Source organism: Phycisphaerae bacterium, assembly GCA_012729815.1.
Taxonomy (GTDB): domain Bacteria; phylum Planctomycetota; class Phycisphaerae; order JAAYCJ01; family JAAYCJ01; genus JAAYCJ01.
The window spans coordinates 1-21,155 of the sequence record JAAYCJ010000292.1; the positions used below are offsets into that span (position 1 = coordinate 1).

Annotated in this window: 11 protein-coding genes; 10 read left to right on the top strand and 1 reads right to left on the bottom strand. The window is 64.1% G+C overall.

Annotated elements, in window-relative coordinates:
* The 5 genes from GXY33_18975 to GXY33_18995 all read left to right on the top strand — a co-directional run.
* Positions 1–269: hypothetical protein (locus GXY33_18975; GenBank protein NLX07226.1), on the top strand; the 269-nt coding region annotated here is incomplete at its 5' end.
* Entirely contained in the window at positions 262–1,620 is a 1,359-nt protein-coding gene (locus GXY33_18980) for a hypothetical protein (protein NLX07227.1), read from the top strand. The genes GXY33_18975 and GXY33_18980, both read left to right, overlap by 8 nt.
* Positions 1,621–1,639: 19 nt before the next feature.
* On the top strand, positions 1,640–2,950 hold the full coding sequence (locus tag GXY33_18985; protein ID NLX07228.1) for a glycosyltransferase: 1,311 nt from the start codon (positions 1,640–1,642) through the stop codon (positions 2,948–2,950).
* Between the two features lie 53 nt (positions 2,951–3,003).
* Positions 3,004–4,056 (top strand): hypothetical protein, encoded by a 1,053-nt coding sequence (locus GXY33_18990; protein NLX07229.1) that lies wholly within the window; start codon positions 3,004–3,006, stop codon positions 4,054–4,056.
* A 63-nt stretch (positions 4,057–4,119) separates the two neighbouring features.
* Positions 4,120–5,826 carry a hypothetical protein gene (locus GXY33_18995; GenBank protein NLX07230.1) on the top strand — a complete coding sequence of 569 codons (1,707 nt, stop codon included), beginning with the start codon at positions 4,120–4,122 and terminating at the stop codon, positions 5,824–5,826.
* Between the two features lie 162 nt (positions 5,827–5,988).
* On the opposite strand, the gene GXY33_19000 is transcribed toward GXY33_18995, so the two are convergent.
* Positions 5,989–11,322, bottom strand: coding sequence for a hypothetical protein (locus tag GXY33_19000; GenBank protein NLX07231.1), 5,334 nt, complete (start codon positions 11,320–11,322; stop codon positions 5,989–5,991).
* A gap of 473 nt (positions 11,323–11,795) precedes the next feature.
* Between GXY33_19000 and GXY33_19005 the strand changes: the two genes are divergently transcribed.
* The 5 genes from GXY33_19005 to GXY33_19025 all read left to right on the top strand — a co-directional run bounded on the left by GXY33_19005 (position 11,796) and on the right by GXY33_19025 (position 20,440).
* Positions 11,796–12,791, top strand: a complete 996-nt coding sequence (locus GXY33_19005; protein ID NLX07232.1) for an exosortase/archaeosortase family protein — start codon at positions 11,796–11,798, stop codon at positions 12,789–12,791.
* A gap of 830 nt (positions 12,792–13,621) precedes the next feature.
* The gene (locus GXY33_19010) at positions 13,622–14,266 is read left to right on the top strand and encodes a hypothetical protein (protein NLX07233.1); all 645 of its coding nucleotides are present in this window, start codon (positions 13,622–13,624) and stop codon (positions 14,264–14,266) included.
* Positions 14,267–14,417: 151 nt separating this feature from the next.
* Positions 14,418–18,815, top strand: a complete 4,398-nt coding sequence (locus tag GXY33_19015) for a tetratricopeptide repeat protein (GenBank protein ID NLX07234.1) — start codon at positions 14,418–14,420, stop codon at positions 18,813–18,815.
* An 82-nt stretch (positions 18,816–18,897) separates the two neighbouring features.
* The gene (locus tag GXY33_19020; GenBank protein NLX07235.1) at positions 18,898–19,659 is read left to right on the top strand and encodes an amidohydrolase family protein; all 762 of its coding nucleotides are present in this window, start codon (positions 18,898–18,900) and stop codon (positions 19,657–19,659) included.
* A complete protein-coding gene (locus GXY33_19025; GenBank protein NLX07236.1) occupies positions 19,652–20,440 on the top strand; it encodes an amidohydrolase family protein in 789 nt (262 codons plus the stop codon). Before GXY33_19020 ends, GXY33_19025 begins: the two co-directional genes overlap by 8 nt.
* Positions 20,441–21,155: the final 715 nt, after the last annotated feature.

The following is a 21,155-nucleotide window of genomic DNA, read 5'->3' on the forward strand; positions in this document are numbered from 1 at the left end:
ACCTTCGTCATGGGCTGGTTGAGGGGTACCTGCGAAAAGTCAACACCCGCTACGTGGCCGACGTGCACGCCCATTACCACCAGGGGATCTACCGTATCTGCATCCATCGCGCTGGGCAGGATCCGGTGATCCTGATGATGGCCGAAGGCCGGGAAGTCTTCCGGTCCAAACCAATCCCCTCAACCTCCGATCGGCTGCGGACGTCTCCGGAATCGTGGTTCGCAATCTGGGCGTACGCTCCGAACGTGACGGAGACGACAGGTGAATGACGTAATGGTCATGGTGGCGGCCTGCATCGCCCTGACAGCGGCTTGCCTCAAGGGTGTGTCGTGGGCGTTCCGGTGGGTCTACGTGCCCACCCTGATCCTTGTCCCGGGCGAGTTGGTCCTGCAAAACAATGGACTGCCCGATCTGACGCCTCAACGAGCCGCCGCTCTCGGACTGATTCTCGGAGCGCTTTTGATCGGAAAGTTCCACCGGCTTCTCCCGCGGTGGCAGTGGTTCGACCTGCTGGCCCTGGCCCCGGTGCTGTCCTTCTCCATCAGCTATGCAACGTTTACCGACTTCGAGGGCTTCTACAATCGCCTGCCCATGCTCGTTCTTGACTGGGCCTGCCCGTACCTGTTCGTGCGGTCCCTGATCACCAGCGTCGATTCGCTTCGCAAGCTGTTGACGCCACTGGTCCTGGCCTCGGTGACGTTCGCCTGTCTGGCTGTCTACGAGTGCCGCATGGCCACTCGCATCGCCCAGCAGCTCTGGGCGCTCATCGGCGTCCACGTGAACGTAATTCCGCACTATACCTGCTGGCGGTGGGGGCTCCTGCGGGCCAATCTCACCTTCGCCGCTGGACCTCTGACCATGGCGACGTTTTTCGTCACCGTCACGCCGCTGATGCTGCTCTGGGGGCTGCTTCGTCCGCAGTACTACTGGCATTCGCGGTTCGCCGCCCTGGCCACCGCCGTCGGGTGCTTCGCCGGCCTGTCCCGCGGCCCCATGGTCGCCCTGGCGGCGTCCGCCGTGCTGTACGTCGTGCTCGGTTCACGAAGCCGAATTCCACTCGTTCTGCTGCTGGCGGTCCTCCTCCTGGCCTCTCCGTTCCTGCTCGAGGCGGCGCAGGATACCGTCGAGTACACCCAACAGCGGCTGCGAGAAACCGGTAATACCGCCGAGGAGAGCGGCTATTACCGCGTCGCCCTCCTCCTGATTTACGGAAAAGAACTTGTCAACGTCGGTTGGTGGGGCGACCCGTCGATACCCGGCTCCTTGTACGAACAGTGCTGGTCGACGGACAACGCTTACCTGTGGTTCTTCTTCTTCGGCGGTTGGATCGGTGCCGTGCCCATCTGCGTTCTGGTCATGTGGCTGCTGGCGGCCGGGCTCCACCGCGTGTTCACCACGTCCGACGCGAATCGACGCATTATGGCCGCGATCGTCACCACGTACGCCGGCATGTCCATCTGCATGGGCAACGTGTGGTTCGCCGGCGATTACGGCCCCTTCTTCTGGATCACCTGCGGATTGCTCGCCAACGCGATTCAGTGGTCTGACAGGCGGGCGGTGGATGGCGCCTCGGCGCCGAGGCCGAACTCCTCGGCCTGGAGTACAGCCCCCGGCGGTTGAGTGTCAGGGAGTATGCGGAATGCAGCGAGTCAGAAATTCGGATCTGATCACCGAGACCATCCCCATCCGCACGTATCTGCTGACAATCCACGTTCCGTTCCAGCCCATCGCTCCGCGAACGGTGCGGCTGGCCTCCGACTGGGCTCGCTCGCTGCGCCTGTTAAGAGATTCCTTTGGAGGGCAATTCCACCGTTTCATCGTGGCCGCCCCGGCCATTCCCGTCGATGCCGATTGGGCGGAACAAAAACCGGTGGAGTTCTCCTGCGCGGCTGAGGGCTTTGAGTTCGTCAGACTCTGCCAAGCCGGCCTGCGAACCCGCCGCTTCTGGCCCCAGGCGCCGGCGGTCTACCGGCGGTGTCGGACCCTGGCCGCAGAGGCGACGGTCGTCCACACGGGAATGAGCGACCTGTTTCGGCCAATCGGGTTCCTCGGCTTTCTCGCCGCCTACCGGGCGGGCGTCCCGACCGTCTTCGTCGAGGACAACGACGTGATTGCCGAATCCGATCAGATGAACGCCGACCGCCACCGCTGGCGATGGTGGTTCTACAGCCGGATGCGAAGCAGGCTGACCCGCTGGGTGGTCGCCCGGGCGGATTTGTCGCTCCTGAAAGGTCCGCTGCTTAATGCCCGTTTCTCCCGCTTTGCGAAAAACGCCAGGGACTTCCACGATACTTCCCATAGCGAAGTGTGGGTGATGCCGGATGCCGAAGTGGAGAACAAGGTCGACGCGCTGCCGCAGTCCTGCACGCTGCGGTGCGTCAGCGTTGGACGCCTGATCTCGCGCAAGGGACTGGATGAATCGTTTTGCGCCATCGCAGCCGCCAGACGCCTCGGCGTCCCCGCCGAACTGGACGTCATCGGTCAGGGTCCGGATCGCACCCGGCTGGAAACCATGGTTCGGAAACTCGAACTTGGGCCCTTCGTGAAATTCCTGGGCGGGCGGGAGTACGGCAAGGCCCTGATCGATGAACTGAGCCAGTACCATCTGATGCTGTTCACGTCCCGGTTCGAAGAGACCCCGCGCGCCCTCTTCGACGCCGTGGCCGCCGCGGTGCCGATCGCGGGCTACGCCACCGCCTACGTTCGCAGCGTGATTGAATCAGAATCGTGCGGCGTCCTGGCTCCGATCGGTGACGCAGCGGGACTCGCCGCCCAGATCCGGCGGCTGTGGGACGATCGCCGCATGCTCATCGGCCTTACGCGGAATGCCGCCGGTGCGGGCCGCCGCCATGCCGCCGAACGGTGGTACCAGCGCCGTGCGGAGTGGGTCAACCAGATCATCGCATCGTCCGGCGGCCAGAGGAGTCTGCCGGTTGGAGGGGAACTGTGATGGACGGAAAGTACTCCCGTTGGACGACATACATGCTGGCCAGGGGCCGTCGAATGGTCCTGAGGCGTCTCATCGCCCTGCTCGTCCACTGGCAGCCGCAGCCAACGCACCGCGAGGGATACAGCCTGATCATCGGCTGCCGCGGTGAACTTATGCCCGTCCTGCACGCCAACCTCCTGTGCCTGCGTCAACTGGACCTGCGGCACCTCGCCGAACTGATCATCGTCCTTGACTGTCAGGAGCACCAGGAATCACCGGCGGCGGAAGAGGCGGTGCGGCAGGGCTTCCCTGAACGTCCCGTGCGATTCGTCTACCATTCTCCGATGCAGTACCGACTTGTTCGGCTGCTCCAGATACCCTGGATCAACTGCTGGCTGTCCTGGTGCTTGGGCATTGCGGTCACGGAGGCTCGGTACGCATTCCTGCATGACCTTGACGCCCTGCTTCTGACCCCCGATTTCCTGGAGTTGCGATATCAGGCGATCCGTCAACGTGGGCTGCAGTATCTGGGCTTTCTGCCCTACAGCACCAATGGCTTGGTCAGCGAAGACGGGCTGGCTTCGACGATGGAACTGGTCTTCGATGTCGACTTTGTGCGGTCGACGTTTCGGCCGATCGATCTGGCCAACCGGGTGGGGCAATTCCAGGGCCGGGCCGTTGATTTCGACATCTTCCTCCACGCCCAGGCCATGCGAGGCCGGCGGGACATTCTGCCCGCCGGGATCGAGACAATCGTTCACCCCAGCCAGATGATCTGCCAGTATGTCGTGCTCCGCCACCGCCCCCGTCGCAGGCTCCCCCCAGCCAACAACATCCTCCTGATCCCGTATTTCTTCTATCTGGGGGGTGAGGAAAGCCTCATCGAGAACTTGATAGGGCGAATGAGGGCGTCCGATGGTCGCGTCTCGCTCTTCGGGCGGCGCTACGACGTCGCTTCGCTCAGCACGGCCCACGCCGCCTGGATCCGCAAGCAGGCCTTCTGCGTCGAGCGGGCGGTCGCCGGTCGCGTGCGGCCGGTGGTAAACGAATACTTCGGGCTTATCCAATCCATCGTCGCTTCGCGCGCCGCTTCGGCCAAACGACCTCCGGCCCCGCAGCGGGTATAGCGACGCACAAAGAACCGAGTCGCCGTTGTGAATGAACGGTCGCCGCTGATACAGGAGCCATGCGTGGATGGCCTGCAGCGGTGTGAGTCATCGGAGGCAATCGTGGTGGACGCGAAGGTTCGATCGAACGAAAACTCGATGGCGCAGCGGCACGCTGTTCCTGCATGGAAGTGGACCGGGACGGCGATCGCCCTCATCATTCCCCTTGCGCTTTACTATTACGCCCCGGTCGAAGGCGGACTGACCTTCACGGGGGACTCGGTGACTTACCTCGTCATGTCCAAGTGCCTCTTCGACTACCCCCAAAAGCCCATCGGCGTGCGTGGACTCGACTGGGATGGCAGTTCCGCAACCCTGAACACGACCTTTCCCATCGGCTATCCTCTTCTGATTGCAGTCGTAGGTGTCTTCGGGTTTCAGCGGTCTGTCGCGGGACTCCTCGTCCCTTTCCTGTGTTATGTGGCCGCCTCGCTGATCATGTTCCGTCTGGCCATGCGCGTGTCCGGACGCGTGGGCGTGGCCATTGCCGCTTCCTGCCTGTTCGCCGGTTCCTTCCCGGTGCTCTTTGTCGCCTGGCACGCGTGGTCCGAAATGCCGGCCATTCTGGTCGCCCTGTCGTCGCTCGTGCTGCTGGAAAAGCACGCCTGCCCCGAACCGGGGCGTCGGACCGCGGCGGGACAATGCCTCTCCGGCATCTTGGGCGGCTGCACCGTCTGGTTTCGTTACGCCATGTTGCCCTACGTCCCCGCGATGATCCTCGCCGTCGGGGCAATGGCGGGTTCCAGAACAATGACGCGGGCATCCGCCCTCCGAGTGGGCCTGTCCGCATTGCTGACCGCAACGCTGCTGTTCTGCGTCAACTGGTGGTTCGGAGGCTCGCCCGTTGGTCCGGGACGACCGCCGGCCACTGACGGAGTCATCAGCAACGCCGCGGCGATGGCGAACCATATCGTGAACATGGCCTTCGGGATGCTGGGCAGCCGTTCCGCACCGGCGTCGTTTGTGGCCTCGCTTCTGCTCTTTCTCCTGCTTCTGGTTTGCGGTGTCCTCTGTTTCGCGGCCGTCCCGGCATCACATCGCCGAAGACCATCCTACTCCGTCGCCGCGATGTTCTGCCTTCTATACCCCGTATTCATCACGGTGACCCGATCCATCGTTCGTTACGATCCGCTGGACAACCGGTTCACGTCGGTCATGGTTCCCTTCTTCATACTTGCCGTCCTCGTGCCCGCGCTGCGCCACGTCCGCGTCACGCGCTTCGGCCTGTGGCCTCAGAACGCACTGCGCCTTGCCGCCCCGATCCTGGCCGTCGCCTACGTGCTGGGCCAGGGAACACACTGGAACGGAACCGCCAGTTGGCATCAACGCGCGTTGCGGACGCAGGATATCCTGGAGCGATCCCCTCAGTTGACGCGACTCCGACAACTCACAGAGGGCGGTCCGGAATACCTGTTGACGAATTCCATCGGCGCCGTCTACGCCTGGAATCCGGCCCGCGCGATTTGCCTCGAACTTGATGGGTCGCTGTCACCGGATGCCGTCACCCGGTTTGGCAATCGGGTGGGGCAGCCGATCTACGTGTACCTGGCTTACGACCATCCTCTGTTTGATCCCGGGGCGATAGGGCCGCTTGCTGTGCGGCTTTTCAGCGGCCGCATGGGCGAATCATGGTCGTACCTCGGGGATGACGGCTGCGGGCGGCTCTGGCACATGGCGCCGACTCGTGGAGTAACGCGGGCGGAGGACCGTGCCAGATGGCTCGGACCGTGAGGCCCTGCGCATCTGACCCCGAGCTTTCCGAGCGTCTGCGGACCGCCTCGGCGTCCGATTGCAGGTCGCCGCCGGAACGAGAGGATCAGGATGCCAAACCGGTCATGTTACTGGTCCGCTCCGTCTCTCGTCCCGGCGACTTCAGCGCCGTCGGTGGAATAATCAATCCTCTTCGTACGCTCCGATGTCGTAGGCCGACCCGCGAGGCCGACTCGTACCCTGGAAGTCATCCCGAACGGTGGGAACGGTGTACCCCGTGTTCAACGCAGGGCTTCGCGGTTCGACGGCGGAGGTGCCCGGATTGTCTCCGAGGCTGAGACGCAGATCGCTGCCCGCCACGAAACATGGATTGACCATGCTGCCGCCCGGTTCGCTCCACGCCGCGAATGTGTAGGCGATTCCTCCGACCCGGAACAACTGGGCGCCGGTGTGATTCGGCAGATACCAGATGTTGTTCGAACACGTCAGGTCTGCCCGGTCGGTCGCCGACATGTCAAGGGCCCTCACGTAACTGCCCGCGCCGGCGACGGGTCCGGAGGTGATGTTGTTCCGGATCACCATGTTGGTGACCGGCAGATAGGCGCGAACAAAGATCAGATCGCGGGTGTCCGGGCTGTGGAAGCTGTTGTTGTAGATGTGCCAATTGAGATAGCTCGTCACGCCTGACGTGCCGTCGGACAGGTCCACCGGGCCGATCCATCCCATGAACACGTTGTTTCGGATGGTGACATCGTCGGCGGAACGTGACTGAATCGCCACCTTGCCTCCGGACGTCGAAAGCTTCCAGAGGTTGTGCTCGAAAATGATGTTGTGGACCTTGCCTACGATCTGGTCGGGGACGTTCCCCTCGGGACCGGCGGAGATCATCCAGAGGCCCTGATCGCCGGGGTCGAGGAATCGGTTGTTCGATATCACGGCGAATTCGGTTCTGGCCGGGTACGTTCCGCAGAACTTGATCTGGTGTTTGACGGTCCGGCGGAAGGTATTGTAGCTGACCACCGAGTGGCCCACGTACGTCCGCAGCAGGTGCGACGTGGACTGGTCGAAATCGCAGGCCAGGATCGCCACGTGGTAGGGAGGAGCATCGCTGCCGGTCGGTCCGGTGAACATGCCGTAGGCTGCGTTGTCGAAAATCTTGCAGTCAACCACCAGGTCGCCGTTGTGGCGGCCCATCCCGTTGCCGATCGCGCAGTAGAAGTTGGTCAACTGCGACCGCAACAGAAGGCAGTTGGACCCCATGTTGATCCCGTCGCCGGCCGAGGCCGTCGGATACGGCCCGTCAAAGTCGATGTCCATGATCCGGACGTCCAGAACGGTCGGGTACAGCGAGAGAATCCGGCTCTGATTCGTGCAGCGGATCATCGGCTTGGCCGACGTCGCCGAACCGTACGCCCCGATGACGTAGGGACCGGTCAGGTTGCTGGCGCTGTGGCCGGACGAAATCGTCCAGGTCTCGCCGCGCTGGAACAGCACGCGCCGCGGTCCGTTCGAGGCGAACAGTACGCTCATCGCCTTTTGCCAGGTCTTGAACGGCGCCGCCTGAGTACCGCTGTTGGAGTCGTTTCCAGCCGAGTTGGACACGTAGTAGGTCGAGCCGGAAAACGCGCTGACCGTGATGTTCTTCTGAATCTGGGCCACAGCCCCGGTGGCGTCCCGGACCGTCAGCGTGACGGTATAGGTTCGGGAACTCACGCCGCTCGGCAGCTCAAACACGTGGGCGACGATGGGCCCCTTGGCTTGGTTGGCGTCCACGTCAGGCCTGTTGACGAACGTGGCTCCGGAGTCGCCGAAGCTCCAGCTGTAGTCCAGGTCGTGGAACGGCCGGGCCGTGGTCGGACTGGTCGTCGCCGTCGCGTCAAAAACCACTCCCAGAGGCGAAACGCCGGAAGTCTGGGTCACCGCGAAAGATGCGTTGGGAGGCGTTCCGCCGCCCGAAGTGACCGTCAGAGACACGCTGCGAGTCGTATCGCCGGTATGATTGGTGGTGTTGATGAACGTCACCGTGCCGGTATAGGGGCTGGCCTGCTCGGCCAGCGCCTGAGCGCTCAGCGACACGGTGACCGTCTCCGACGCGTTCGGGTCCAGCGTTCCGCCCGTCTTGGACAGGCTGATCCACGACGGGGCGCTGCCGGCCGTCCAGGAGATCGGCTGGCCGCCGGAGTTGCTCAACGTGTACGTCTTGGAACTCGGTGAGAACGGTCCGCCCTCCGGCCCCGAACTGGTCAAGCCGTCGGCCGGAGACACCGTCAATACTCCCGGCGGGATGGGATCGACGGTCAGAGAAACGCTTCGGCTTGTATCGCCCTGCCCGTTGGTCAGGTTGACCAGTGTGACGGTATCGGTGTAGGCCGTGCTTCGGGCCGCCAGGCTGCCCGCGTTGGCGTTGATCGACACCGTCAGGGCAACCGACTCGCCGCCTTCAACGACGCCGCCGGACGACGAGAGGGTCAGCCAGTTCTGCGTTTTGGCCGCCTGCCACTCCATCGCCAGAGTGCCCGTATTGGTCAACGTGTACGTCCTGGAACTCGGCGAGAACGGTCCGCCCTCCGATCCCGAGGCGATCAATCCGTCGGTCGGCGTGACGGCAAGGGTGCCCTCAATCACCACGGGGGCGACCGATACGTTCGATACCTGATGGGAGCCGGCTCCCGCTTGGAGGTGCCAGTGATCCAGTTGGCTCACCGTTCCCGATTGCGAGCGGAAGGGGTAGTCGGCCGCCAGGACCTGCTCAGCCTGGCCCGGCACGGTCACGTAAACGCTGTAGGTGCCCTTCCGCACGTCGGCCACCACGCGGAAGTGGTACTTCTGTCCAGCCGCGTAGGAGATGGCGCGGTCCGCCACATACCACCCGGTGGGCTGGTTCGTCCACGGGTTGGCCGCGGTGGCGTGGAAGGCGTCCAGATAGCCCTCAACGTTGAACCGAACCGTCGCCGCCGAACCGGCGTACCCGGTGCACTCACCCTGCGACAGGCCGGTCAGGGCGTCGACGTTGCCGCCGCTGGGCACGGCGTCGAATGCCATCCCAAACAGGCCGGTCTGGGGATCGACCGCGAAATTCTGCCAAGTCGAGGAACTGGTCGCACTGATCGAGGAATTGGTGACGGTGACGTTTTGGGTCGCCGTGGCTTGGCCCGTCTCGCCCGACGACCTGGCCGTGTACGCTGCCGTCAGCGTGACCGGTGCATCGGCGGCCACGTCGGCCGGGGCCGTATAGACGCCGCCGCTGATCGACCCGGGGCCGCTGGACACGCTCCAGACCGCGCTGGAGGTTACGTCCGCGGAGGTCTGGTCGTCGTAGGTGACGGTCGCGGTGTACGAACCGGTCTGGCCCTCGGCCACCGAGGCCGGCCCGAGGATGACCAGCGATACCACGGCCGCAACCGTGTTCTTCACCACCAGCCCCCCATCCACTTCCTTCGTCACGCCGCCTTCAGAATAGCGGACGGTAAAGCTCACGTCAACGTTCGCGGTCACCGAAGCCGGCGCCGAATAGACGCCGGGGCTCGTAAACGATCCGGGACCGCTGACCAGCGTCCATTCGCCGGAGGCGGTGACATCCGCTTTGGCGCCGTCGTCATAGACTGCGGTCAGGACAAAACGCCCCGTGCCGCCTTCAGAAACTTCCGTCGGACCCGAGAGCGTCACGCCCTCGACGATCCTGACGTCATTGACGACCGTGATGATCTTGTCCGCTTGTCTGCTGATCCCATTCTCCAGGTAGGACACGCGGATGGTCGCCTGGGTGTCAGCCGTCACGATCGCGGGCGCGCTGTAGACGCCGCCGCTGATCGAACCGGGGCCGGACACGATCGACCAGGTCGCCTTGGCGGTTACGTCGGCGGTCGAGTTATTTTCATAGACCGCGACGGCGGTGTAGGTGGCGCCGGTGCCTTCGTCGACGCTGGCCGGCCCGCTGATCGAGATGCCGGTCAGCATCGCCACGACGTCCCGCACCACGATATCCTTGACCGCCTGACAGGTTTGCGAGCCGACGGTGTAGCTGGCGCTGATGGCAGCCGCCGTGTCCTGCTGGACGCTGGCCGGAGCGGTGTAGACGCCATCGGCCCCGATCGAACCCGGCTCAGCCGACCAGACCGCGCCGCTGGTGACCGTCTGGCTCGTACCGTCGCTGAAACTGGCGGTCAGGGTGTATGTGGCCACGCCACCCTCGTCCACGGCCTCCGGACCGTCGATCCGGACGCCGGTCAGGGTCGAGGGCAGATCAACCACCGTAATCTGCTTGTCCGTCTCGAGTGTGACGAAGTCTTCGGTGTACGAGACGCCAATGGTCACAGCGGTGTTGGAGGAGACCTGCTCGGGCGCCTGGTAGACGCCGGATTGGATCGAACCCGGTCCGTTGATAATCGACCAATGAGCCTGATTGGTCATCTGTGCGCTGGAGCCGTCGTCGTAGGAGACCGTCAACGTATAGGAGGCACTGCCGCCTTCATCCACTATCTGCGGCCCCGTCACCGTCAACGCCTCTGGAGTTCGCGAAATCTGGTTGATGATCCGCAAGGGTTTGGACGCTTCGACCAGGATGCCGCGCTCCTTGAAACTGCCGACAACCACTGCGTCCGTGTCAGCCGCAACGTGCGGAGCAAGATAAACACCACTGGCATTGATCGTGCCAGGTCCGCTCTGGACGCTCCAGACTGTATTCTGGGTGACGTCCGATGTGCTACCGTCGGTATAGGTGGCCGTGGCGGTCAGCCGGCAGCTCGAACCTTCGGTCACGGTATCGGGACCGCTGATCTTGAGCGACGCCACCCTGGATGGACCACCAAGCACCGCGATGTCTTTCGTGCCCTCGATCGCCACGACCTTGCCCTTGGGGTCCGCTTGGTCCTCCTGATACGACACGTGAATGGTCGCCTGGGTACTGCTGGTTATCGATCCGGGGGCGAGGTAGATGCCCCGGCTGTCGATCGAGCCGGGTCCCCGAATTACCGACCAGGTCGCGTTGCGGGTGACGTCGCGAGTGCTGCCATCGGCGTAGGTGGCTGTGGCCACGAAATTGCCCACGCCGCCTTCCGGCACGGACGTCGGACCGGTAATAACGACGGCCTCCAGGGCAGCCCCGGCGACTGTCACCGTGATATCCAGAGTATTAGTGAAAGTCATGCCAAGCGCGGAGACGCTGGCCATGATCCGAACCGGCGTATCATCCATCACCTCGTCCGGCGCCGTATAAGTTCCAGCGGACATCGACCCGGGACCGCTGAGCACCGACCACGAAACGCCTTCCGTCATTTCGATCCGCCGTCCGTCGCCCATCGTGGCCACCACCATGTAGTTGCCGATCCCGCCCGCGGGAGTCGATGCGGGTCCTTCGATCGCAATCTCCCTGATCTGGAGCATGGGCGGCACCGAATCGAGGCATCCGCCCACAGGAACCAAGACGAGCAGTCCGCAGGACAGCATCAAGAGCGCCTTCCAGGACAACGAGCCCTGAACGCGGTTGGGAAGATTCCCATTCCGAAGGTTCACTACCATCTTCTTCTCCTCTGCGCAAAGGTGGGGAATGATTGTGGAGCTTTTCTAACTTACGGCTCACCACATGTAAGTCTGGGTAACGTTGGCAATGCAGTCAAATTAAGTCATACTTGCGGGCAGTACTATGAATGCTGTCGATTATTCATAGGTGTGCCATCGTGCGGATTCACGCGGCAGTACATCGGCGTGTTGAGCGACATCTGGAGGGTCGTCTTCGCTTGAGGGGCATGCTTCTCTGCTCAAGGCCGTGCCGTCCGAAGTCTTCGAGGTCTACGAAACGCGCAACTGACATTATAGGGCGCTCGTCAAGTTGGGGCTCTGATCTTGAGGATTTTTCCCGGCGCCGTCTTCTCGATGCATAGGATGAGCTCAGCTGCTCACACTTTCTATTTTATCAATCAGCCCATGCATCGGCGGCGAATCGGAATCACTGATCAAATACTGGAAGTTGGGGAATACCCATGAGTGTGAGAGTGAAGCGACAGGATGAATCGGCCGCAGCGACCATATCGAAATCGAAGAGCCGCATATGGCCGGCATTCGCGGTCTCCGTGTCGGTCCTGGCGGCGGTCGTCTGGCAGTACTGGCCCACCGCACTGGAATTGGTGGCGGTCTGGCGGACCAACCAGGACTATTCGATCGGCCAATTGGTCCCGCTGGCCGCCCTGTGGCTGCTGTGGCACAAGCGAACCGATCTGCGACGGTGCGCGATCAGGCCGTGCGGCTGGGGACTGGCGTTGATCGTCCTGGCCGAGGCGGCCTGGTGTCTGGGCCTCGTCTTTGACTACGGGTCGGCGATGCGATACGCTCTGGTGCTCGCGATCTGCGGTGTCGTCCTGACCCTGACCGGCCCGCGGGTATTCAACGAGGTCAAGTGGATCTTGCTGTTTCTGTTTCTGATGGTTCCTCTGCCCCATTACGCGCACGACGCCATCAGCAATCCGCTTCAGACGGTGGCGACCCGGGGGGCGGTCTTCTTTCTCGAACTCGGGGGGGTGATGGTCAGCCGCGAGGGTAACGTCATCGTATTGGCCAACAACGTGCGGCTGGGCGTCGTCGAAGCATGCAGCGGACTGCGCATGCTCACCGCCTTTTTCGTCGTTGCCGCGGTCTTCGTGTACGTCTGTGACCGTCGGCGATGGCAGAAGATGATCCTCCTGGGCTCGAGCGTCTTGATCGCCGTGGCAGGCAACCTGATCCGGCTGGTGGTCACCGCCCTGCTCTACCTGCACGCGGAGAGCAAGACCGCCGAGGTGTTCTTCCACGACTTCGCCGGGTGGATGATGATGCCGCTGGCCCTGATCCTGCTCGCCGGCCTGCGGTTCCTGTTGGATGTGTTCTTCCCGGAGGACCGTCCGCCTTGTCGCCATCCGGTCAGGCCGGCGAACCGAACGGGCGCGGCCGCCGGAGCCGCCGGACCGGAATCGCTCCCGAATCTCGCCGCCACGGTGCAACACCACCGGAAGTAGTCCCGGGACATGCGCGCCCCACTGACCATGGCGGACAAGGGAATCCGCAAGAAGCTGTCTCTCGCAAAAGGGGTGATCCGGAATTGTCTTGACGTAAACAGTGGCTATGGTATCTTATTGCCGTGCGAGGTCGAAGCCGCCGACAAGGTGTCATTTCGACCCGAGAGGACCGAGGGGATGATATCCGCGGGGGACAAACTGATCGTACTGGCCGCGGTGCTGGTCTGTACCGCAAGCGGGGTGGGCGGGGTTTCCGACGCTCCTTGGTTTATGCCCGAAGCCTGCTCCGGCGCGTCCGCTGCGCAAACACAGGCCTCTTGCGCCGGCATCTGTGATGCCGTCTGGTGGCTCGTCCCTGTGGATAACGGCTTCGACCGCCCGCTCGGAGACCGGAGCGTTGCCGCCGACCCCTTCGAGGGGCTGCCCTCAGCGATCCGGCCGTTGCCCGTGCCCCCGGACGGCGCCGCCTTGGTGCTCTGTGGGCTGGGCGGCTTGGCCGGCTGGCACGCCCTCCGGTCGGCCAGAAAGATCCCGTGGGGGTACCTGCCGGAATGGTACCATAGCGGAGCGCCCCGGCAGATCCGGCACATCCACGTGTTGGACCTGGACCGGCTTCACGTCCTGCCCATGTGCCTTCTCCCGCCGATCATCAGCCCAAACCACCTCGTGTGGTTGGAGAGACTCACGAACGCTGTACCCAGCCCTCGGATGCGAGGGGCGCTCTCGGTCGTGGGGCCGCGGCCGCCGCCCGCCTTGCCATTCCCAACGTAACGGCTCGACGCTGAGTCGACTGTGGGCGTGCGCGCGATTGAGATCCAAGGAGATACGCGATGAGAGGATTTAACCGTTGCGGACTGAAGACCTCGTGTCTGCTGTTGCTGGCGATGCCGGCGGTGCTGGTTCTGACCGCTCCGGTGGACGCATCATGCTACACCGACTGCAGGATCATTGAAAAGCAGTTGATCGACTTTCTTCCGGATTGTGCCGTAAAGTACTGCTGGTATCACAAGAACCCCGCGGAGATCGCCGGAGGCGGACCGTTGACCCCGGAGGAATATGCGGAGGCGGCGTGCCACGATCTGGTCACGGTGACCCTCGCCATCCAGGTGGACGATCTGGATTGCGGCGACCAGGTCAAGGTCTACATCGAGCCGGTCGGTCAGGATGACTGGGTGTACCTGGGCGAGTTGAACCGTATGGCCTTCACCGACTGCTTCGGCCTTGTGCCAGGAGCGGACCTGTATCAGCCGGGGCACATGACAGTGACGGAGTTCGACGTCGATCCGTGCTGGCTTGACGGTCTGCCCGTCAGGATCCGACTGTCCGGCAATCTGTGCAACATCAACAGCCTGGAAATTGAGAAGTCCACTCTGACCGTCTGCATGGTTCCGGCGCCCGCCGCCGTCGTGCTGGGAGCGATCGGTCTCGCCACGGGCCTGCTCACGTGGCGCCGCAGGCGGCCGCGGAACGTCTAGAACCGTCTCGGCCCGGAGGTCCAGCCGTTCGTATGGACCGCCCGACGCCGACAGACAACCTAACGAGCAATGACCGCGGCAGGAGTCGCCTTCATGGCGACTCCTGCCGCGCGCTGAAAACACCCGGCGGCGTGAAGGAGGATGGAGCGTCATGAACGTGGGTGCGTCCAGATCGGCACGAGTTCGAATCAAGGCGCTTGTGGGTTTTGTCCTGCTCCTGGCCATCCTGGCGTGCGGGGCCTACGCGGGTCGCCAGTGGCGGCGGCAGGTCCTGACCGCCCGAGCCCTGGAGGCGGGCCACCGGGCGTATCAGCAGGAGGATTTCGCCGACGCATGCGAACACTACCGCCGCTACCTGGGCCGATGTCCCACCGACGCCGAAGTGCTGGAAAAATACGCCCGGGCCCGACTCTCGATGGACCCGATCGAACCCGGCCGCATCGCCGATGCCGCCGGCGCCTACCGGCGGCTGTTGACCCTCAGATCCGCGGATACGGAGGTCTGCCGGCGGCTGGTTCGCCTGTATGCGTACCTGCAGCAGTTCGATGAGGTCATTCACGTGGCCGGCATCTGGTCCCAGCGGGAACCGCGAAACGCCGAGCCCCGCATCGGATGGGCCAAAGCCCTGGCCGCCCAGCAGAAACCCGACGAAGCCGTCGAACTCCTGAGCCGCGTGATCGAGCAGGCGAACGGCTTCGATCGGAACACCGACCGGATGGTGGAAGCCTGCCTGATCCTGAGCGGTCTGGCCGCACAGAGCCGGTCCGATCCCCAGTCGTTTGCCAACGCCTTGGCTTGGCTCGATCGGGCGCTGGAGATAGAGCCTCAGTCGGCACAGACGCTGCTGGCCCGGGCCAGCTTCTATCGAAAACACCCCCAGGTCGCCGAGTCGCACGAGGCGGCGGCGGCGTTGGCCCGCGGCGATCTGGTCGCCGCCGAGACCCTGACCCCAACCAACCCAAGACTCCGTCTGGCTCTGGCCGCGGAGTGGATGGAGCACGGCGAACTGAACCGCGCTCAGGCGATCATGGACGCCCTGGCCGACGTGAATCCTGCCGCGCTCCGAGCCGATTTCGTCGATCCAGCGGATTGGATCGTTGCCCGAGTCTCCGTCGCCGCCCACCTGACCCTGCGGCGGACCGACCGCCAGCGCGCCGGATCGCTGGCTCAGGAGACGCTCTCCGCCCTGACCCAGAAACGCCATCGCTTCGCGGTGCTTCCTCTGGCTGTGGAATTGTACCTCGCCGCCGGTCGGCCGGCGGAGGCAAAATCATGCCTGGAGGAGTACCGTCAGATGGTCGCCCTGCTGGATCCGACGCAATTGACCGGCGACCCGGTCCTGCTGCTGGAGGCCGCGGTGGCTCGCGCCGAGAACAAACCCTACCGCGTCATCCAACTGCTGACGCCGCTCGCCGCACGCAACGCCGCCGGCGACAAGACCTTCCGAATGCTCGCTGAAGCGTTCGGCGAAACCGATCAGCCGCATCGAACCATTCAAGCCCTGCGCCAATACCTCCGCCTTCAGCCACACGATAAGCCCGCGATGGTGCAACTGGTGAGGGAGTATCTCAAGCAGAGCCAATGGACGCGAGCCATGGAGACCGCTCGGATCGCCGAGTCGATGCCTCCCACTGACGCGACGACCTCGCTCCTGCGCATCGAAGCCGCCCTGCGGGCCTCGGAGGCCGAAAACGATCGGGAACGGGACCGCCTCGAAGCCTTGGCCAACGAGCTTCACCAGCTCCGGTCGCGCCATCCAGCGCAGTTGGAACTCCGCATCCTTCAGGCCCTGGCGGCCTTCAAGCTTCAGAAGCCCGACGAGGCGGAAACGGAACTGAAGCTGATCATCCAGGAGGGCGGCCAGACGCTGCCGGCCGAACTGCTGCTGGCCCAGATCCTCGGCCAACGCCAGCGGTCGGCGGAGGCGATGCAGATATGCCGCTCCGCCTGTCAGCGGCATGCCCAGACCGCCGCGCCCTGGCGCGCCCTCGCCGAACTGCACCAGGCCGCCGGCGACCCACAGGCGGCCCGCGCCGCCCTGGCCGAGGGCGTCCGCACCATCACCGACCCATCGGAACGACGACGGCTCGCCATCCGGCTCCACCTCTCGGACATCCTTCAGGGCGATCGCTCAGCCGGCGTGGCCGGACTCAAAGCACTGGCCGATGGCGATCCACGCGACCTGCACGTCCGTCAGTTGCTCCTGCAACTCCCGGAGATGCGACACGACCCCGAATTGGCCCAGACGCTCATCGATCAAATCCGCAACCTCGAAGGCGACAACGGCTTGGTCTGGCAATTCCAACAGGCCCGTTTCTGGCTGGCTCGGGAAGACTGGCGCAGCCGGGAGGGCCGGATCGCCGACGTCCTTTCCCGCTGCATCGCCGCCGATCCGGAGTGGTCGGCCCCCGTCCTGCTGCTGGGCCGCATGCACGAGCAACTCGGCAATGCCGACGAGGCCGAACGGATCTACCGCAACGCTTTGGCCGCCAATCCCGCTGCCGTCGACGTCGCCGACCGTCTGGCCGCGATGTTGGAGCGGTACAAACGGTTCACCGAAGCTCAGCTGGTCCTCAACGCCCTTGAACCCGCCTCGGACCTGGCGGCAAGACACCGCCTGCGCATCGCTCTGGCTTCCGACGATCTGGATCAGGCGATCACGGAACTGAGGCTTCGCCTGGACGCCAATCCCAACGACGCCGGCGCCCTGGTGCTCCTGGCCCGGTTGCTCTACCGGCATACCGGCAATGACGATGAGGCATTGGCCCTGCTGGACCAGGCCCGGTCGCTCGCCCCCGATTCCGTGCAGGCCCTGGCGGCTCGGGCGGCTATCCTGCGGGCCCAGGACAAAACCCACCAAGCCATCCAGATCCTCGACGACGCCGTGGAACAAAACCCCGATTTCCCCACCATCCTGCTGCGGGCCTCGTTCCTGACCGCCGCCGGCCGGCCGGACCGGGCCGAACAGGACTACCAGCGACTGACGTCCTTCTCCGAACATCCCGAGAGCCACGAACTCCTGGGCAGCTTCTACATGGGCGCCGGCCGCACCGACGAGGCGATCGCCGCGTGGGAATGTGGACTGCGGGCCGCACCCGACCGGCTCCAACTCGCGATCAGCCTGCTGAACGCCCTCCTCGCCCGCGGCACAGCCGAGGACGTCCTTCGCGCCAACCGCATGCTCGCCCAACTCGAACAGAGCCACCCCGAGCACCCCGACGTACTCTGGATACGGGCCAGAACGCTCATGGCTGACGGACAGGCCGCCCACGCCGCCTCCGATCTGCTCGAACAAATCGTCAAGGCAAAGCCAGCGTTCGTCGAGGCCCATCTGGCCCTGATCCAACTGGCCTTCAATGCGCGGGAATACGAGCAGGCCCGCCAACTGGCCATGCGCGGGCTGGGCGACAATCCTCAAGCGGTTCCGCTCCTGATCGCCGCCGCCAACGCGGAATGGAAGCTCGGTCACCTTGACGCCGCAGCCGGAATGGTCCGTATGGCCCGTGACCAGGAACCCAACAACCCGGACGCCGCGGCGATCCTGGCCGAACTGGCCCTCCAAACCGGCGATCCGCAAACCCTGACCCAGGCGCATGCCCTGACCGCCGGCCTGCTTCGCCACCATTCCCGCTCCGACCGTCTCTGGCTGGCCCACTCCGCGCTTCTGGACGCACTCGGAAAGGACCAGGAAGCCGTCAGTGTACTGACCGGCTACTGCCAGAGCGATGCGGGCAGAGACAGCGTCGCCGCAATGGCCGGCCTGGTCGAACTCCGCAGAAGACAGGGGAATCTGGCCGAGGCCGAGACGCTCCTGAATAGCGCCTCGCCTGGGGCCGCCGACACTCCGCCTCTGTTGCGCGAACGCCTGCTCCTGCTCGCCGCTCGGAAGGACTTCGAGGAACTCTCCCACCTCGCCTCCGATCTGGGCAATCGCCAACGCCCAGATCCCGATCTGCTCACCTACGCCGCCGCCGCCTTGGCGTCCTCCGCCTCCTCTACCCATCGCCAACAGGCCGCACGCCTCTTCGAACAGGCCCTGCAACTCGCCCCGAACCTGGTCACCCCACACGTGGGGCTGGCTCTGCTGTGCTATCAGGATCGCCGCGTCGATCGCGCCGAGGAACTCTACCGAGCCGCTCTCCGGCTTGACCCGGACAACCTCCAGGCCCTCAACGATCTGGCCTGGATCCTCGTCAACGAACGCGGCAACTGCCGAGAGGCCCTTGAACTCGCCGATCGCGGGCTGCGGCTCTCGCCCGACAATCCCCATCTGCGAGATACCCGCGGAGTCATTCTGCTGAATATGGATGATCGCCTCGAAGACGCCCGCCGCGATTTCCAGAAGTGCGTCGAACTGGCCGCCAGGCCCGACGCCGCACGGGCCAAAGCCCTCCTGCAGCTCGGCCGTGTCTGCCTCCGCCTCCACGACCGCTCACAGGCCCGCCGCCACTTCCAGGAGGCCCTCCAGATCGACCGGCAACTCCAGGTCTTCACTCCGCAGGAGCGGTCGGAGGCGGTCTCCCTCTCCCAGCCGCCGGGCCAGGGCTGAAAATTCCTTTGAGTACGCACTCCATCGTCCACTACCATATCCGTCATGACGCCAAGCTGAACGTCTGATCGGAATCTCCGCCATGAACTTCATCGACTGCGACTGCCTGATCGGCCAACCGCCCGCCCCGCTTCACAACGGCCTGCGGGCCGATCAGGACGACCTGCTCGCCGAAATGGACCGCATCGGCGTCGAACGGGCGATCGTCCGCCACCGCCTCTGCGCCGGCTACGAACCCCGAACCGGCAACCACGCCTGCCGCACCGAGATCGCCGACCATCCGCGACTCCTGCGAACCAGAATGATCTGCCCGGAAGGCGAACGACCCGACTTCGATCCCGACGCCGCCGTCGACCGCATGGCCGCCGACGGCTTCACCGTCGCATGGGTCCATCCCAAAGCCGATCAGAACCCCTACTCGCTTCAATCGTGGTGCGCCGGCAGGATGCTCGCCGCCCTCGAACGCCGCCGCATTCCCACCCTCGTCCAGTTCGACACCGTCGATCCCGACCAACTCCACCAGGCCCTCAAGGACCATCCGCGCTGGCCGGTCATCCTGCTGATGGTCCCGCGCCTCGGACGCCACCGCCTGATCTGGGCCCTCGCCCAGGACTGTCCCAACCTCCACCCCTGCTTCAACGCCGCCAGCTCCATCCTCGATGGCCTCGCCGACCTGTGCAAAACCATCGGCCCGCACCGAATCGTCTGGGGCTCCGGCTATCCCGACTCCGAACCCGGCTCAGCCGTGGCCAACCTCGCCTGGTCCGGCCTCGCCCGCCCCGACCAGGAACTCATCGCCCACGCCAACGTCCAACGGCTCCTCGCGGAGGCCCGCCATGACTGATCCCCTCATCCAACAGGCCCTCGCCGGCCAGCCCCTCTCCTGTTTCGTCGTCGACAGCCACGCCCACATCGGCGAGTGTTTCTTTCCCGTGATCGACCCGACCGCCGACGCCCTGGTCCGCGCCATGGACCGCTGCGGCGTCGACGTCGCCGTCGCCAACAGCACGCCCGGCTGCCTCGCCGCACGCATCCCAGAAGGCAACGACGAAATCATCGACGCCGTCCGGCGTTTCCCGACCCGAATCCTCGGTATGGCCGCCATCAATCCCCACCGCCCCGACCAAAGCCTCGACGAACTCAAACGCTGCCGCGACGCGGGCCTGATCGGCATCAAAACCCACGACTACATCGGCGTCGCCTACGACGACCCACGCTACGACTTCGCCTGGCAATTCGCCCACGATCACCGCTGGCCCATCCTTCTCCACACCTGGGGCCAAACCCACCTCCACGCCCTCCGCCCGCGATTCGCCGAATACCAAGCCGTACGATGGATCCTCGGCCACGCCGGCGCCGCCGACCGCCAAGCCTATCTCGAAGCCGCCAGAGACTTCCCCAACGTCTACCTCGAAATCGCCGCCAGCGCCTGCCCCCGCGGCCTCATCCAGTACTTCGTCGAATCCGGTGCTGAAGACCGCGTCCTCTACGGCTCCGACGCCGTCTTCATGGACATGGCCCCTCAACTCGGCCGCGTCGTCTTCGCCCAAATCCCCCTCCAAGCCAAACTCAAAATCCTAAGCCAAAACGCCCAAACCCTCTTCCCCCTCAATCCACCAGACTAACCGCAACCCGCCCGCCGCAACCGCCAACCCGCCAACAACCCATCACCCCACGCCCGACCAAACGCCAAACCCGGCGGGTTCCCCAAAATCCTGCGAGCACAGGCCGGAAATAGTGCTCAGGTCAGTGCCATTATAGGGTGTCCCCGGAATTGATGCATTCCTTCAGGTCGACACCCTCATCGTGTCTTATCAGGTGGAGCAGCATCAGGGCGCACGTTAGGCCTGTCTTCACTTCGGACTCCAACCCTGTCAACTTCCCCTTCTTTGATATCAACAACAAGCCACCAGTTGGTGGCCCCAAACTGAATGGGGGTTCGGAGTGTCAGGCAGGAGTCGCTCCTCACAGAAAAACGACGTGGCCAACCATGGCGTAGTACGGTTGAACGGAGTTCAGCCTCGGTCATTCCAGGTCGAATATCGTCGTATGTTGCCAAGACCCTCTCGCGCCAAAGCAGTCGATTCGCACGAGTCGCGAATCCATCCCACCCGGTCATAACGAGCAAGTAGAACGCTGCGAGTCCCAGTACCAGGAAGGCAGAAGTCCACCACAACATTCGTGCTCTTCTACTCATGACGTGAATTCCGAGTGAATTCCGGGGACACCATATAATGGCACTAACTTAAGGCTTCGCATCAAAAAGAAAGGCCTGTCTTGCCGATGAGATGGGTGTCAACAAACCATGTTCATGCGGCAAGGAGGCCTGGTATGGAATCT

What these genes read in the sequence shown, in the direction of transcription:
- GXY33_18990 (NLX07229.1), top strand. Translation starts at nt 3,004, where the DNA reads ATGGTCCTGAGGCGTCTCATCGCCCTGCTCGTCCACTGGCAGCCGCAG.
- GXY33_18985 (NLX07228.1), top strand. Translation starts at nt 1,640, where the DNA reads ATGCAGCGAGTCAGAAATTCGGATCTGATCACCGAGACCATCCCCATC.
- GXY33_19010 (NLX07233.1), top strand. Translation starts at nt 13,622, where the DNA reads ATGAGAGGATTTAACCGTTGCGGACTGAAGACCTCGTGTCTGCTGTTG.
- GXY33_19015 (NLX07234.1), top strand. Translation starts at nt 14,418, where the DNA reads ATGAACGTGGGTGCGTCCAGATCGGCACGAGTTCGAATCAAGGCGCTT.
- GXY33_19025 (NLX07236.1), top strand. Translation starts at nt 19,652, where the DNA reads ATGACTGATCCCCTCATCCAACAGGCCCTCGCCGGCCAGCCCCTCTCC.
- GXY33_19000 (NLX07231.1), bottom strand. Translation starts at nt 11,322, where the DNA reads ATGGTAGTGAACCTTCGGAATGGGAATCTTCCCAACCGCGTTCAGGGC.
- GXY33_19020 (NLX07235.1), top strand. Translation starts at nt 18,898, where the DNA reads ATGAACTTCATCGACTGCGACTGCCTGATCGGCCAACCGCCCGCCCCG.